Raw genomic sequence first — 14,680 nt, forward strand, 5'->3', positions numbered from 1 at the left:
GTCACTACCTCCCCGTCTGCTTGCATGGCGGGTCCTGTCCCGCCGTTGTCGAAACAATGACGGAACAGTCAAATGCGATGTGGAATGGTGACGCGCTGTGTTGCGCTCATGCTGTTTGCCGGTGCGGCGATGGCAGATGTAGATCCGGCCACCCGGGCTGATGGAACGGGGGCGATACTGGTCAGCGCTTCGGCTGGGTCGGTTGTCGTGCCACTGGGCCTTTTGCCGGCCCCTGATCTTTCGCCTGCGGTTGTCGCGGGCGCCCCCCCGGCCGACGGCTTGAACGAGGCCTGGCTCTCCGCGCAGCCAGCACCTGAGGGTGGCGCGGAATGGCAATGCTTGACCGAGGCGCTTTACTTCGAGTCTCGCGGTGAAAGCCTCGAAGGCCAGGTTGCCGTGGCAGAAGTCATCCTTAACCGTGTCGACAGCCCGCTTTATCCGCGCACAGTCTGCGGTGTGGTCAAACAGCGTGGCGGCGGTGGCTGCCAGTTTTCGTATGTCTGCAATGGCCGGACGCATCGGATGCGCGAACACGACGCGGCAGATCTGGCGGGTCGTATCGCGCGCGCCATGCTGGACGGCGCGCCGCGCCTTCTGACGGACGGGGCCACTCATTTTCACACCCGAAGCGTCCGGCCAAGGTGGGCCAAGCGCTTTGCCCATACCGCGTCAATCGGGGCGCATGTGTTCTATCGCCAACCGGGGGCAAGCGGGTAGGGTTCCGCGCTTCTTGTCGCGTCAAGACCCTGTCATGCCGCCTGCGCTGGAAGAACTCTCACTGGGCGTGGTATGAGCGGCCAGAAAGCTGGCCAGAGAGCTGGCCCGACAATTGGCCCGACCGCGCAGGGGAATCTCATGACAACCACCGATACCGAACTTGCCTTTGCGCATCCCGAGGCGCGGGCGGAGGCTTCGGCAGTGGGTAACCCACGCGACCGGATTTCGCTTCGTGATCATCTGGTTGAGGCCGATATTGGCGCATTCCAGCAGGAACGCGGCCACAAACAGCGCCTGCGGTTCAATGTTGTCGTCGAAGTGCGTCCGGTCGCAGAGCCGCTTGAAGATGATGTGGACCGGATCCTGTCCTATGACCGGATCACTGAATCCATCGCCACTGAACTTGCCGCAGAACGGCTTAACCTTCTGGAAACGCTTGCAGAAAGGGTGGCGGATCGGATCTTGGCAGAGCCGGCTGCAATGCGGGCCTTCATCCGGATCGAAAAGCTGGACGTCGGCCCCTATGCGCTGGGTGTCGAGATTGTCCGGTCGCGGGCCGAGCGCCCGGTGCAGCGAACGGGTGCTGACGGGCTGGAGGCTGCGGTGCATCCGCTTGTGGTCTATCTGGACAACGATGCCATCGCAGCCCCCGATCTTTCGGCCCGGCTGGATACCTTGCAGGCCGAGGGACCGCCGCTGATCCTGACCGTGGGCCTTCCAGACCTGCCGCGCCCCATGACAGGCCACCGGCCGACCCAGCGGCGCATCGACCTGCTTGCCATGGAGCAGAACGCATGGGCGCTGGCGGCGCGTGATGACCGCTGTGTCGTCGTGGCGACCCGGACCGAAATCGACTGGGCGATGAAGCGCGGTCAGACTGTGGTCTGGGCGCCCTCCAAGCTGGTGCTGGATGCGGTGGATGGGCCGCAAGGCAGCGCGCCGGTGACGCTGGCGCTTTGGCTGGCAGAGACAATGTCTGCAACGGCGCTGATTGTTCACGGCGAGGTTGCAGTCCCGGCAGGAAGCCGCGTGCAGGTCAGAAGAGCCTGATCCTTCCCCCTTGCCAAGGGGCGTCGGTTCGGCCAATCCGATGGCCATGGACTATTTCAGACCGATTGCAATGACCGATGCCGCGCGTCCTGCGGGTGCCTTGACCCTTGCCGGGGGCTGGTGCTGGTTTGACCGGGTCGAGGTGCTGTCGCGGAGCGCGGCGCCGCGCCTGATTCCGGCTGCCGATTGCCCGCCAGAGGTACTGCGCCGACTGACTGGCCGCCGTCCTGCCTTCGCGGGGTTGACGATGGAGCGCCCCCGGTTGATGGGCATCCTGAACGTAACGCCAGACAGTTTTTCCGACGGAGGCCGGTTCGTGGCGGCCTCGGCTGCGCTGACTCAGGGGTGCCAGATCGCCAAGGCGGCGGAAATCGTCGATATCGGTGGCGAAAGCACCCGGCCCGGCGCGGTCGAGGTGCAAGTGGCAGACGAAATTGCGCGCACGGTTCCGGTGATCGAGGCGCTGCGCAAGGCGGGCGTGCAGGGGCCGATTTCCATCGACACGCGCAAGGCGCCGGTGGCGGCTGCGGCGCTGACGGCGGGGGCGACACTGGTCAACGATGTCTCGGCCCTTGGGTTTGATCCGGCGCTGGGGCCGCTGGTGGCCCGCGAAGGCGTCCCGGTGGTGCTGATGCATGCTCAGGGAGCGCCTGCCACGATGCAGGACGACCCGAACTATGGGAATGTGCTGCTGGATGTCTATGACGCGCTGGCGGCCCGGGTTGCGGCGGCCGTGGCGCTTGGCATCGACCAAGAGACTATTGCCGTTGATCCCGGGATCGGCTTTGGCAAGACTGCCGCGCATAACCTTGCGCTGATCCGCGGGTTGTCGCTATTGCACGGACTGGGCTGCCCGATCCTGCTTGGTGCGTCGCGCAAGCGGTTCATTGGCAGCATCGGGGGTGCCGATCTGGCCGAAGCGCGGATGCCGGGATCGCTTGCCGTGGCGCTCTCGGGCTTTGCCCAAGGGGTGCAGATTACCCGCGTGCATGATGTCGCCGAGACGCGGCAGGCGTTGCTGCTGTGGCAAGCGATGCAGGGCGAACCACAGGAGGTGCTGGCATGAGCCGGAAGCTTTTCGGAACCGATGGTGTGCGCGGGCGGGCGAACAGCTGGCCGATGACGGCCGAACTGGCGCTGAAACTTGGGGCCGCCGCCGGGCGCTACTTCCGCCGCGACGGCAGCGCCGCGCACCGGGTGGTGATTGGCAAGGACACACGGCTGTCGGGCTACATGCTGGAAAACGCACTGACAGCGGGACTGACCTCGACCGGGATGAACGTCCTTCTGCTGGGGCCGGTGCCGACGCCTGCGGTCGGCTACCTGACGCGCAGCATGCGGGCCGATCTGGGGGTGATGATATCAGCCTCTCATAACCCGCATCAGGATAATGGGATCAAGTTCTTCGGCCCCGACGGATTCAAGCTGTCCGATGCCGCCGAGGCTGAAATCGAGGCGATGCTGGAAGGCGATATCGCGCCGGCAAAGCCCGAAAACATCGGCCGGGCCAAGCGGATTGAAGATGGCCGGGGCCGGTATCAGGAATTCGTCAAGACCAGCTTTCCCAACGGCTTGCGGCTGGATGGGCTGAAGGTCGTGATCGACTGTGCCAACGGGGCCGCCTACAAGGCTGCGCCCGAAGTGCTGTGGGAACTGGGGGCTGAGGTGATCGCTGTCGGGGTCGCGCCCAATGGCACCAACATCAACGACCGCTGCGGATCGACCCATCCTGAAACTGCGGCCGAGGCGGTCGTGGCGCATGGGGCGCATGTTGGGATTGCCCTTGATGGCGACGCGGACCGGGTGATGATCCTTGATGAGACAGGCCGCGTTGCCGACGGCGATCAGATCATGGCTTTGCTTGCAGCCCGCTGGGCCGACGACGGCCGGCTTGCGGGGGGGGCATTGGTCGCGACAGTGATGTCGAACCTTGGGTTGGAGCGGTTCTTGCAGGCTCGCGGCTTGCGTCTGGAACGAACCTCGGTCGGGGATCGCCATGTCGTCGAACGGATGCGCGCCGGCGGCTACAACCTTGGCGGCGAACAATCCGGCCATATCGTGATGACCGATTATGCCACCACCGGCGACGGGCTTCTGGCGGGGCTGCAATTTCTGGCCGAAATGGTGCGCACAGGCCAGCCCGCCAGCACCTTGACCCGCAACTTTGAAACCGTGCCGCAGTTGTTGAGGAATGTCCGCTACCCGGACGGCGCACAGCCCCTGGATGCGAAAGCCGTGCAGCAGGTCATCGCCGCCAACACTGACCGTATCAAGGGGCTTGGCCGCATCCTTATCCGCAAGTCCGGGACAGAACCCCTGATCCGCGTGATGGCGGAATGCGAGGACGAGGAAATGCTGCTTCAGGTGGTCGCCGAGATCGTGGGCGCGGTCGAGGCCGCCGTTTGATCTGGTCGAGGCTGTTGGCCTTGGGGCGCGGCCGCGAAGTCCAGAAACTCATCAATGAAGCTGGCGACGAATTCGGTACGACTGCACTTGTCGGACTTGCGGAAGATTGTCGAAAGCTGCGATTTTATCGTGCCGATCTGCGTTTGGCGCGCGGCTGCAATTTCTGAAATCTTCAACCCGCGCAAGGTCAGAAGGGCGATGTCGGCTTCCGAGCGTGTCAGTTTCCATTCGGCGAATTTCTGACGGACAAGACCATCGAAATCCTCGCGCAGTGCGGCCAGTTTCTGGTTGCTGCCATGCCGCATGCGTTCGACAAGCCTGATCTCGTGCCGAATGATCACAAAGGCCGCAGCGAGGGCGACAGAGGCCAGAAGCTCTGTACCCACATGCATGAGGGAAAGCACAGAAAGGCTGTCGCGGTAGATGAAGGCCGCGTGCAGCTCACCTCCGATGTCAAAGAACAGGATCAGGCCGCACACAAATACGATCGATGAAGCAAGCCGCATCAGGCGTGTGCTTCGTATCGTCGGGTTCGCAGATAAACCAGAGATTGAATCCTCGGCCATATCGCATGCTCCGATGGTGTAAACCATAGGAGCATGATCCTCAACCAAAGTGCAATAGTGGCTTTCCGGTCCCGCGGATCGGCAAGGTTCTGCCGGCTTCTGCTATGAGAATTTCCGAATGTGCAGGCCAATCAAGAGGTGGGTGCGGTCCTTGCTGGCTACTGACAGAGGACGGTCGGTTCGGGTGGAACACCTCAGGCTTGACGGGAGGAAGTGACATGAAGAGACATCATCAAATCTTGCCTAAAGTGGCCCTTGCCGCAATCCTTGCGACGCCAAACGCTGGCTTTACCGACACTTTGCGCGCCATCGCGCCTCAAGAGCATGGGGCTCAGCAGCAAGAGTTTGTTCACGGATCGCCGCAGGTGCCGTCAAAGGAATGGACGCTCGCGGCAGGTGGACGGATCTATGACAACTGGTGGGAAGCCCTTGATCGCCCCGAGCCGGACGGGATCAACCCGGCCTATCCGGTGTCGGTGAATGATCAGCAGACCGGATCCGGAACATGGCGCTGCAAGGAATGCCATGGCTGGGATTATCAGGGGGCCGGCGGTATCTATTCGCAGGGCAGCCATTTTACCGGGATAAGTGGCATCATGGGGATGCGTGGTGCGCCAATCGAAGAGATCATGCCGATCTTGCGCAACGAGAGCCATCCCTACACGACCGACATGATCACGGATGACGAGATGCTTCGTGTCGCCCATTTTGTCAGTGAAGGGCTGACGGATATGCGGGCCTTCATCGACTATGACACGCGCACCGTCATCGCCGGGGTTGGCGATACGGATCGCGGCAGGGCCATTTTCCAGACAACCTGTGCTGCCTGTCACGGATTTGACGGGCGGGCAATGGATTGGGGCGCAGGGGACGACCACAATTTCGTCGGCACCGAGGCAAGGGAGCTTCCAGACGAGGTCTACAACAAGATCTCGAACGCCCATCCGGGGGCGGCCATGATCAACCTTCGCGCGTTTTCGCTGGATGATCGGATCAGTGTCATGCGTTACATCGCAAGCCTGCCAAGCGGGCTTGACGATTGACCAGGCAAAGGTTCAGGGGGCGATGAACGCCCCCTGACTTGATCTTGCGAAGGGTCAGTTGCGGGCCTTGTCGACCATCTTGCCCTTGGAGATCCACGGCATCATGGCGCGCAGCTTTTCACCGACCTGTTCGATCTGGTGTTCGTCGTTGATGCGGCGGGTGGCCTTGAAGAACGGCTGGCCGACGGCGTTTTCCTGCATGAAGTCACGCACGAACTTGCCGGTCTGGATGTCGGTCAGAACCTCTTTCATCCGCGCTTTGGTTTCAGCATAAGGCAGGATGCGCGGGCCGGAGACGTATTCGCCATACTCGGCCGTGTTCGAGATCGAGTAGTTCATGTTGGCGATGCCGCCTTCGTAGATCAGGTCGACGATCAGCTTCACTTCGTGCAGGCACTCGAAATAGGCCATTTCCGGCTCGTAGCCGGCTTCCACGAGGGTCTCGAAGCCCATGCGGATCAGTTCGACCAGACCACCGCAGAGGACTGCCTGTTCGCCGAAAAGGTCGGTTTCACATTCCTGACGGAAGTTGGTCTCGATGATGCCGGACCGGCCGCCACCGATGGCGGAGCAATAGGAGAGGCCGATTTCCATCGCCTTGCCGGTCGCGTCCTGATGGACGGCCACAAGGCACGGCACGCCACCGCCCTTGGTGTATTCGCCGCGCACGGTGTGGCCCGGGCCTTTTGGGGCCATCATGATGACGTCAACGCCGGGCTTCGGCTCGATCAAACCGAAATGCACGTTCAGGCCGTGGGCAAAGGCGATGGCCGAACCTTCGCGCAGGTTGTCGTGAACGTATTTCTTGTAGGTTTCGGCCTGAAGCTCATCCGGCATGGTGAACATGATCACGTCGCACCATGCGGCAGCGGCGGCGATGTCCATGACCTTGAGACCTTCGGCTTCGCACTTCTTGGCCGAAGCCGAGCCAGGGCGCAGCGCCACGACGACGTTCTTGGCGCCCGAATCGCGCAGGTTCAGCGCGTGGGCGTGACCCTGAGAGCCGTAGCCAAGGATGGCGACCTTTTTGTCCTTGATCAGGTTCACATCGCAATCGCGGTCATAGTAAACGCGCATGGGCGTATCCTTTGTGTTGGTTGATGGCGGCACAATAGACCGAAACGGCGGTTCTTTCGTGCAATGTTTGACGATTTTCTGCATATGTGCGAAGGAGCATTCTCCATTTGACCATATCACGAAAAAATCATGCGGATCGACGACACTGACCGCCGCATCCTGCGGCACTGGCTGGCCGAACCGGGGCTGGAACGTGCGGCTCTTGCTGAACGCGCGGGGGTGACCCCGGCCACGCTTTGGCGGCGCCTGGACAGGCTGCGCGGCGCGGGGGCGATCCGGTCGGAGACCGCGGTGATCGACTGGCGCGCGCTTGGCTATGAGGTGGAGGTCAGCCTGCGCTTCACCCTCGACAAGACCAACCCGCGCGCCTTTGACGAATTCATCGCCGCCGCGCGCGAGGTGCCAGAGGTGATCGGGATCGAAACCTTCCTTGGCCGCGTTGATGTGCGTCTGAATGTTCTGGCGCGCGACATGGGGCATTGGACCGGCATCTACCGTGACCGGATCCTGACCCTGCCGCATATCGCCGAGGTCGAGGCGCTGATGCTGGTTGCGACCATAAAAGACAGCGGGGGGCTGCCGCTTTGATTGATCTTGATGACATTGACCGGGCGATCTTGCGCGAGCTTGGTGGCAATGGCGCGCTTTCGGCCGGGGAACTGGGGCGGCGGCTGGGGATAAGCCAACCCGCCGCATGGCGCCGGGTGCGGCGCTTGGAAGAGGCGCGGGTGCTGGCCGGGCAGCGGGTCGAGGTGGACCGCGAACGGCTTGGCTTTGGCGTGACCGTGTTTCTGGGCGTGAAGCTGGCCACAAAGGGGCGGGTCAGCCTTGAAGACTTTGAGCGCGCGGTGACGGCGATCCCGGAAGTTCAGGTGGTGCAGCATGTGCTGGGCCTGTTCGACTATCGCCTGCGCGTCGTGGCCCGCGACATCGCTGATTTCGAGCGCGTCCTGCGCCGCCGGATCATGACCCTTCCGGGCGTCGGCAACGTGGAAGCCAACGTGCTTTTGACCGAAGAGCGCCGCCCCGGGCCATTGGGATAGCGGCAATGTCGCAATTGAGTATTTGAGAAGCGGGCAAATAGGCTAGGTTGGGGGCAAGTTGAGGAGGAATTGCCCATGCCCGGACTGCACGCCCATATCGACCCTGACGGTCTTGAAGAGTTCTCGGTCGTCTTCACCGACCGCAGCCTGAACCATATGTCGGCCCGGTTTCAGGGCGTGATGCGTGAGGTGTCTGGCTTGTTGAAAGAGGTCTACAAGGGCTCGGCCGTGGCGCTGATCCCCGGTGGCGGCACTTACGCGATGGAAGCCGTGGCGCGCCAGTTCGGACAGGGCCGGGTTCTTGTCGTGCGCAACGGCTGGTTCAGCTATCGCTGGACGCAGATCTTTGATGCCGGCGGATTTGCCGAGGAGACGACCGTCGTGATGGCGCGGCAGACCGGGAATGGCGCGCAGGCGGCCTATGCGCCGCCGCCGGTGGAAGAAGTCGTGGCGAAAATCCATGAGACGCGGCCCGAAGCCGTGTTCGCGCCGCATGTCGAAACCAGCGCCGGGATCATCTTGCCGGATGACTATATCGCCAAGGTGGCAGAGGCTGCACATGAGGTGGGCGCGCTGATGGTGCTGGACTGCATCGCAAGCGGCTGCGTCTGGGTAGATATGGCGACGACCGGGGTGGATGTGCTGATCTCGGCCCCGCAAAAGGGCTGGTCGGCTTCACCTTCAGCCGGCGTTGTGGTGCTGTCGCCCCGGGCCGAGGCGCGGCTGGCCGAGACGACCAGCAATTCCTTTGCCATCGACCTGAAGAAATGGCGCAGCATCATGGCGGCCTATGAGGGTGGCGGGCATGCCTATCATGCCACCATGCCGACCGATGCCATCGTGGGATTCCGCGATGCGATGCTGGAAACCAAGGCAATGGGGTTCGAGGCTGCCAAGGCCGCGCAATGGGCGCTTGGCCGGGCGGTGCGCGACATGATGGCGGAAAAGGGCGTGCCGTCCGTCGCCGCCGAAGGCTTCCAGGCACCGGGTGTGGTGGTCAGCTACACCAGCGACGCTGACGTGCAGAGCGGGGCGAAATTCCGGGCGGAAGGGTTGCAGATTGCGGCGGGCGTGCCGTTGCAGGTGGGCGAGGGCTTGGAATTCCGCACTTTCCGCATCGGGCTTTTCGGCTTGGACAAGCTGGCTGATGTTCCTGCGACCGTCGCACGGCTGCGCCGGGCGGTTGATGCTGTCCTCTGATCGATCAGGACTGCAAGATGCACAGGCCGGAAGCGAGAATCCGACCTGTGCATTTCTGACCTCTCAGTTGAGGCTCACTGAACGCCAAGGATCACGGAGACCTGCTGTGCGGCACCAGAACGCGTGCGCAGGTTTTCCGAGTCGCCGAAGAAGGTGACCAGTTGCGCATATTGCGAGTTGGTCAGGTTCGACAGATCAGCACCCGGAACCAGCAGCATGATTTGCGACTGGATGGACGAGGACAGGGCGACTGGAGCTGTCTGGGCCAAAGTGCCAACGGTAGAGGCGGCGACCAGAGCAGCGGCAAGAACGATGCGTTTCATGTTGTAATACTTTTGTTTCGGTTTCTGCCCGCCCCTACCTTGGGGCGGTGAAACAGAGATGGGGCATGGGCCGCGGAATGGAAAATCACGCCTTGCTCTCTGCCCCCCGCCCAGTTGTGACTGTCCGCTGGTCTTGCAGCCGCACGAGGCAGAATCCTGCGGGTTCAGTAGGGTCTTCCGTTACAATACGGTCACATGTTTCAGTGCCTCACGCAGAGCGGCGGGACTGCGGCACTTATGTGCAAAAATGCACGAAACTTCAGGGGCTTTCGACCGCAGGGGCAACCTTGCGAACCCCAAGGCCAGCACGCATCAAGGTTTTCCGGACCGGACCGGCGGAATACAATGCTTCCAGCGCCTTTGCCCGCAGGTCGCGCAAGCCCGGTGCCGAGGCCATCGACGTGCGGTTCAGAAGGTCGATTCCGGCGACCCGGGCCTGGACTTCCCAATGGCGCCGCCGGTGATAGGCATCGGTAACAGCACGGATGCCAGGGTCTTGCGCGTTGGATTGGGCAAGCTCCAGTAGGCAGGCAAGGTCGGCAAGGCTCATGTTCAGCCCTTGTGCGCCAATCGGTGGCACCACATGGGCGGCTTCGGCCATCAGAATGGCGCGCGGGCCAGACATGCTGTCGGCGATCTGGCTGATGATCGGCCAGACCGAACGCCGGCTCATCAGCCGCAATGGCCCGAGGATGCCAGAGGAGCGGGCCGTCATTTCAGCCTCGAAAGCAGGTTGGGGCAGGGAGGCAAGGCGGGCGATCTCCGGCCCCGTTTCCATCCAGACTACGGCCGAGGCAGGCTGTCCATCTCGGTCGGGCAGGGGGACAAGGGTGAAAGGCCCGCCAGAGCGGTGAACTTCGGTCGATACATTTTCATGTGGCATGTCATGCGCCACGGCGAAGGCCAGCGCCTTCTGGCCATAGCGCATGGTGCGGGCGCCAATCCCGAGCGCCTCACGCAGCGGTGAGGCGCGGCCATCAGCGCCTATGACCAGCCGTGCCGCGATCTGGCTGCCGTCCGACAAGGTGACCAGCGCTTCGGTCTCACGCGGCAAGATCCGCAGAAAACCAGTGCCGGGGCGGAAGCTGACATTCGGCAGTTCAGCCAGCCGCGCGACCATTTCCCGGCGCAAAAGCCAGTTGGGCAGGTTCCAGCCAAAGGGTGCGTCAGAGATATCGGCGGCGTTGAAATCCTTGGTCAGCCGCGCGACTGGGTCCACCCCTCCTGCGTCGACGATCCGCATCACCTGAAGCGGTGCGGCATGGGGTTGAAGGCGCTCCCACAGGCCGGCACGTTCAAGAACCGGAATCGACGGCTGCAAAAAGGCCGTCGTCCGCAGATCGGCGTTATCATCCTCTGCGGTCGTCACAGGGGGGGTAGGGTCGACACAGATTACGCGAAAGCCCGCGCTGCCCAAGGCCGCTGCCGCCGTCAGCCCGGCGACGCCGCCGCCGGAAATCAGGATATCTGTCGTCTCGCGCATGCTGGCTGCCTCCATTACCCCAAGGATAGGCCTAGCGTGGGCGATGAGCCAGAGGACAGGTTGTCCCGGCAGCCGTTCAGGGCAGAGTGACCCAGATCAGAAGGACAAAGATCACCGGCACAAGCGCAACCGCCGTCACAACCAGCGCGGGCAGGCCCCAAGCCTGGACAGCCAGCACAAGCGCGGTCAACAGAATGACGAACAGGTAATAGACCGTGTCAATCTCGCGTTCGATGTCGCGGATTACCCGGCCGATGACGGGCAAGGCGCGGATCAGGTTCCATGCACGATCGGCAAGCCCTGGGGCATGGTTGCTGGCAAGGCTTTGTCCGGTCATCGCTGTATCCTTCGCTGTCCTTACGGCAAGATAGGGCAGCGGCAGGACTGCGTCAGGGGATGCGACGCTTGGTCACCCCGGAAGCAAACGCAGGAATCCGGCAAGATCGTCGGTGTGATGATGGATATGTGAAGCGGGTTCGGGGATGGGGGCCACATGCACGGTGCGCATTCCAAGGGCATGCGGCACGGCAAGGTTGCGGGCGTCATCTTCGAACATTGCGGCCGCGGCCGTGGTCAGGCCGTCCTGGGCAAAGACCGTCTCAAAGGCGCGGGCGCTGGGCTTTGGGTGGAAATTCGCGTGCTCGACCCCGTATACCGCGTCAAAAAGCCCGCCAAGGCCACGGGCGGAAAGGACTTTTTCGGCATAAGGGGCGCAGGCGTTGGTATAGACGATCCGCCTGCCGGGCAGGGCGCGAATGGCCTGCGCAAGGTCCGGGTCGGGGGCCAGGACCGAAAAGTCGATGTCATGGACTTCGTTCAGGTAAGGGCCAGGATCGACGCCGTGTTCCGTCATCAGACCGGCCAGGGTGGTGCCGTAGGTCTGCCAGTAATGCGCGCGCAAGTGGTCGGCCCGGGCGCGGTCCACATTAAGCGCCGTCATCACCCAATCTGTCATCTTCACCTCGATCTGGTCAAAGAGGCGCATGTGTGGGGGATAGAGTGTGTTGTCGAGGTCAAAGACCCAAGTCGTGACCTGTGCGAAATCCTGTTCTGGCATGGGCCTGATCTAGCCTCTGTGCCGGGTCTTGGGAAGGGTTGATTGCAGGGCGTCCGGCGCGCTAGGGTCCGGCGCGCAGTAAAGGAAGGCCGGACGGTGCAGAAGGACGCTTATACCCTGATCCTCGAGGCGATTGACGCCGGGCTTTACAAGCCGGGCGACCGTCTGGTTGAAAGCGAACTTGCGGAACGGCTCGGGGTTTCGCGCACCCCGGTGCGCGAGGCATTGCAGCGGTTGGAAACGCAGTCGATGCTGACGCGCGACGGGCGCAGCCTGATCGTGGCCAGCCTTGACCACAACCAGTTGGCCGAACTTTACGCGGTGCGATCCGAACTGGAAGGGCTGGCAGCGCGTTTGGCGGCCCGGCATGCAACGCCTGAGGAAGTCCGGGTCTTGCGCAGCATGGTGGCCGAGGATCGGGCGCTGGTGGGCGGAGACCCGCGCGCCTTGTCACGGGCGAACAAGCGGTTTCACAAGCAGATTCATCTGGCCAGCCACAACCGGTATCTGGTCCAGCAGCTTGATCTGGTGCATCGGTCGATGGCGCTGATGGCCAATACCTCATTCGCGGCGGAAGGTCGGGATGAGGTGGCGCTGGATGAGCATGACCATATCGTCGCTGCGATCGAGGCCGGTGATGGCGACGCCGCCTACGAGGCGCTTAAGACGCATATCAGCCGCGCGTTTGAAACCCGGCTTCGGGTTGATGCAGGTGAATTGCGGTTGCGCTGAAGCCCCATTGGGCCAGAAGTTGATGCGAAGCCCGCGACCGTTTCCGGAAGTGATTGAGGCACATGCTTCGGTAGCTGGCCATTTTTCGGCCAGCCAGTTTTGCTTCAGTCAGGATTTTTCCGGCACATGGTCGAACAGCCCATGCGTGGTCTTGTCCCAGAAGAAGGGCTTCGTCGCCAATTCAACCAAGGCCTTGTAGGCCGCGAGCGAGGCGAGGGGGAAATAGAGCTTCATTGTCGGCACCCACCACAGGCTAAGCCCATGCCGCGTCCGGCTGGTGCCGATCATGCCGATCATCAGGTTCGCAATCTCGGACAGGATGAAGATCCCTGCCATCGTCCATACGGCGGGCGAGGGCAGGACGTCAAAAAGCGGATGGGCAATGCCGAAAGGCACAACCATGAAGGACAACAACAGAGGTGCCAGAAGAAACTGCGCGATCGTGCCAAGAAACATCACCTGAAAGCCCAGAAAGGCCCGTGGGCCAAGCTGTCGCCACAGCAGTCCCGGCGCGCGCATGTGGACCGCCCATGTCATCATGTAACCCTTGATCCAGCGAGACCGCTGTTTCACCCAAGGCAACGCGCGGCAATTCGCCTCTTCCTCGGTGACGGTGGCGATCAACTCTGTCCGGTAGCCGTGGCGGGCAAGGCGAATCCCAAGATCGGCGTCTTCGGTGACATTGTGGGCATCCCAGCCGCCCAGAGACTCCAGCACCTCGCGGCGAAAGAACAGGGTTGTGCCACCAAGTGGCACCACAAGACCAAGCCGCGCGATGCCGGGCAGTATCAACCGGAACCAGCCCGCATACTCGATAGTGAAGCAGCGTGACAGCCAGTTGGTCCGGGGGTTGTAATAGTCCAACACGCCTTGCAGGCATGCAACTTCGGGGCCGGACCGGTGAAACCGTGCCACGACCTGCCGCAGTTGATCCGGATCGGGGGCGTCTTCGGCGTCGTAGACGCCGATGATGGCACCCTTGGCGTAGTAAAGCGCATGGTTCAGCGCGCGCGGTTTGGTCTTTACCTTCCCTTCCGGGACAACAACCACCCGCATCCAGCGCGGCAGCTCTGCCGTGGCTAGGGCGTTGCGCGTGACATGGTCGTCTGCTTCAACCGCAAGGATGACATCCAGCAATTCCTCGGGGTAGTCCAGCCGCGCCAGCCTGCGCACCAGCCGGCCGACGATGTCACCTTCGCGGTAGAGCGCAACGATGATTGAAACGATGGGCGGGATGCCATCCGGCGCCGGTCCGATTTCAACGGCAGGTGGAATCAGCGCTGCCAGCGTAGCGGCGAACTTCAATCCGACGATCAGCGCCAGAGAAACCAGCGCAAATGCCACGACCGCCAGCCCGAAGCCAACAGGCGCTGCAAGGGCAAGGCTCAACCCCGCGACGATGCCGGTCAGAATTCGTGGCGCACGAGAGATCTTGGGCCACCCCCGGCAGCTTTCCGCTGCGGAAACCCGGTTTTCGGCGGCCTGGGCAAGGCGTGGGCCGCGACAGGCATGGATGGCCGCGACGATTGCACGTTCAGAGGCCAGCCCGGCACTGACCGGGCCAAGGCGCGCCTCCAGCATCGGGCGAAGTTGGCGAAACATTTCCGGGCGTGACAGCGCGACCACGGTGACGCCCCCTACCTGCCGCCAAGGCACAAGATCGTAGCGCAGGCAATCTGCCGCGCCCACAGCATCAATCAGGCGCGGGTCGGGCAGGGTGGCGGCAAGGTCGATGACCCGGATCCCCCAATTGCGCGCCTCGACATCCAGAAGATCGCGTTCGACGACAAGGCCTCGCGCGCGCAGCACTTCAGGCAGCCGTCCTGCTTCGCGCCCCTGATGCGCCAATGCCGAGACAATGTCATCGGCTGACACCGCCCCGGTCCGCAGGAGTTCTGCCCCGAGGGCAAGTCTGCGCGGAGTGGGCTGGTTTGCCCAACCGCTGCCTCTGCGAAGATCTGACGCTCTGCCCTTGCCATGCGC

16 protein-coding genes are annotated in these 14,680 nt (G+C 62.8%); 9 read left to right on the top strand and 7 right to left on the bottom strand.

Features of this window, described 5'->3' with window-relative positions; genetic code table 11:
* The first annotated feature begins 84 nt into the window (after nucleotides 1-84).
* From QUV21_RS10810 to glmM, 4 genes are all read left to right on the top strand, one after another.
* The gene (locus QUV21_RS10810; protein ID WP_300854836.1) at nucleotides 85-717 is read left to right on the top strand and encodes a cell wall hydrolase; all 633 of its coding nucleotides are present in this window, start codon (nucleotides 85-87) and stop codon (nucleotides 715-717) included.
* A gap of 138 nt (nucleotides 718-855) precedes the next feature.
* Nucleotides 856-1,767, top strand: coding sequence for a dihydroneopterin aldolase (locus tag QUV21_RS10815; RefSeq protein ID WP_300854838.1), 912 nt, complete (start codon nucleotides 856-858; stop codon nucleotides 1,765-1,767).
* 46 nt (nucleotides 1,768-1,813) lie between these two features.
* A complete protein-coding gene (gene folP / locus QUV21_RS10820) occupies nucleotides 1,814-2,833 on the top strand; it encodes a dihydropteroate synthase (RefSeq protein ID WP_300854840.1) in 1,020 nt (339 codons plus the stop codon).
* Complete coding sequence (gene glmM / locus QUV21_RS10825) at nucleotides 2,830-4,173, top strand: phosphoglucosamine mutase (RefSeq protein ID WP_300854841.1); 1,344 nt, start codon at nucleotides 2,830-2,832, stop codon at nucleotides 4,171-4,173. Before folP ends, glmM begins: the two co-directional genes overlap by 4 nt.
* Here glmM and QUV21_RS10830 read toward each other — a convergent pair.
* The gene (locus QUV21_RS10830; RefSeq protein WP_300854843.1) at nucleotides 4,128-4,679 is read right to left on the bottom strand and encodes a hypothetical protein; all 552 of its coding nucleotides are present in this window, start codon (nucleotides 4,677-4,679) and stop codon (nucleotides 4,128-4,130) included. The genes glmM and QUV21_RS10830 overlap by 46 nt on opposite strands.
* A 278-nt stretch (nucleotides 4,680-4,957) precedes the next feature.
* On the opposite strand from QUV21_RS10830, the gene QUV21_RS10835 reads away from it, so the two are divergent.
* Nucleotides 4,958-5,782 (top strand): c-type cytochrome, encoded by an 825-nt coding sequence (locus QUV21_RS10835; RefSeq protein ID WP_300854844.1) that lies wholly within the window; start codon nucleotides 4,958-4,960, stop codon nucleotides 5,780-5,782.
* 54 nt (nucleotides 5,783-5,836) lie between these two features.
* Here the strand turns inward: QUV21_RS10835 and ilvC are convergent, their stop codons facing one another.
* Nucleotides 5,837-6,859, bottom strand: a complete 1,023-nt coding sequence (ilvC, locus tag QUV21_RS10840) for a ketol-acid reductoisomerase (protein ID WP_300854847.1) — start codon at nucleotides 6,857-6,859, stop codon at nucleotides 5,837-5,839.
* 129 nt (nucleotides 6,860-6,988) lie between these two features.
* On the opposite strand from ilvC, the gene QUV21_RS10845 reads away from it, so the two are divergent.
* The 3 genes from QUV21_RS10845 to QUV21_RS10855 all read left to right on the top strand — a co-directional run bounded on the left by QUV21_RS10845 (nucleotide 6,989) and on the right by QUV21_RS10855 (nucleotide 9,102).
* Nucleotides 6,989-7,447, top strand: a complete 459-nt coding sequence (locus QUV21_RS10845) for an Lrp/AsnC family transcriptional regulator (protein ID WP_300854849.1) — start codon at nucleotides 6,989-6,991, stop codon at nucleotides 7,445-7,447.
* Entirely contained in the window at nucleotides 7,444-7,902 is a 459-nt protein-coding gene (locus tag QUV21_RS10850; RefSeq protein WP_300854850.1) for an Lrp/AsnC family transcriptional regulator, read from the top strand. Before QUV21_RS10845 ends, QUV21_RS10850 begins: the two co-directional genes overlap by 4 nt.
* A gap of 75 nt (nucleotides 7,903-7,977) precedes the next feature.
* Complete coding sequence (locus QUV21_RS10855; RefSeq protein ID WP_300854851.1) at nucleotides 7,978-9,102, top strand: aminotransferase class V-fold PLP-dependent enzyme; 1,125 nt, start codon at nucleotides 7,978-7,980, stop codon at nucleotides 9,100-9,102.
* Between the two features lie 74 nt (nucleotides 9,103-9,176).
* On the opposite strand, the gene QUV21_RS10860 is transcribed toward QUV21_RS10855, so the two are convergent.
* From QUV21_RS10860 to QUV21_RS10875, 4 genes are all read right to left on the bottom strand, one after another.
* Nucleotides 9,177-9,425 (bottom strand): hypothetical protein, encoded by a 249-nt coding sequence (locus QUV21_RS10860; protein ID WP_300854853.1) that lies wholly within the window; start codon nucleotides 9,423-9,425, stop codon nucleotides 9,177-9,179.
* A gap of 259 nt (nucleotides 9,426-9,684) precedes the next feature.
* Entirely contained in the window at nucleotides 9,685-10,908 is a 1,224-nt protein-coding gene (locus QUV21_RS10865; RefSeq protein WP_300854854.1) for a UbiH/UbiF family hydroxylase, read from the bottom strand.
* A 76-nt stretch (nucleotides 10,909-10,984) separates the two neighbouring features.
* Nucleotides 10,985-11,245, bottom strand: a complete 261-nt coding sequence (locus QUV21_RS10870; RefSeq protein ID WP_300854856.1) for a hypothetical protein — start codon at nucleotides 11,243-11,245, stop codon at nucleotides 10,985-10,987.
* A 72-nt stretch (nucleotides 11,246-11,317) separates the two neighbouring features.
* A complete protein-coding gene (locus tag QUV21_RS10875; protein WP_300854857.1) occupies nucleotides 11,318-11,965 on the bottom strand; it encodes a pyrimidine 5'-nucleotidase in 648 nt (215 codons plus the stop codon).
* A gap of 96 nt (nucleotides 11,966-12,061) precedes the next feature.
* Here QUV21_RS10875 and QUV21_RS10880 point away from each other — a divergent pair, with 96 nt between their 5' ends.
* Nucleotides 12,062-12,697, top strand: coding sequence for a GntR family transcriptional regulator (locus QUV21_RS10880; protein ID WP_300854859.1), 636 nt, complete (start codon nucleotides 12,062-12,064; stop codon nucleotides 12,695-12,697).
* Between the two features lie 108 nt (nucleotides 12,698-12,805).
* On the opposite strand, the gene QUV21_RS10885 is transcribed toward QUV21_RS10880, so the two are convergent.
* On the bottom strand, nucleotides 12,806-14,587 hold the full coding sequence (locus QUV21_RS10885; RefSeq protein ID WP_300854915.1) for a glycosyltransferase: 1,782 nt from the start codon (nucleotides 14,585-14,587) through the stop codon (nucleotides 12,806-12,808).
* Nucleotides 14,588-14,680: the final 93 nt, after the last annotated feature.

The sequence above is a fragment of the Tabrizicola sp. genome (genome assembly GCF_030373185.1).
Lineage (GTDB): Bacteria > Pseudomonadota > Alphaproteobacteria > Rhodobacterales > Rhodobacteraceae > Tabrizicola.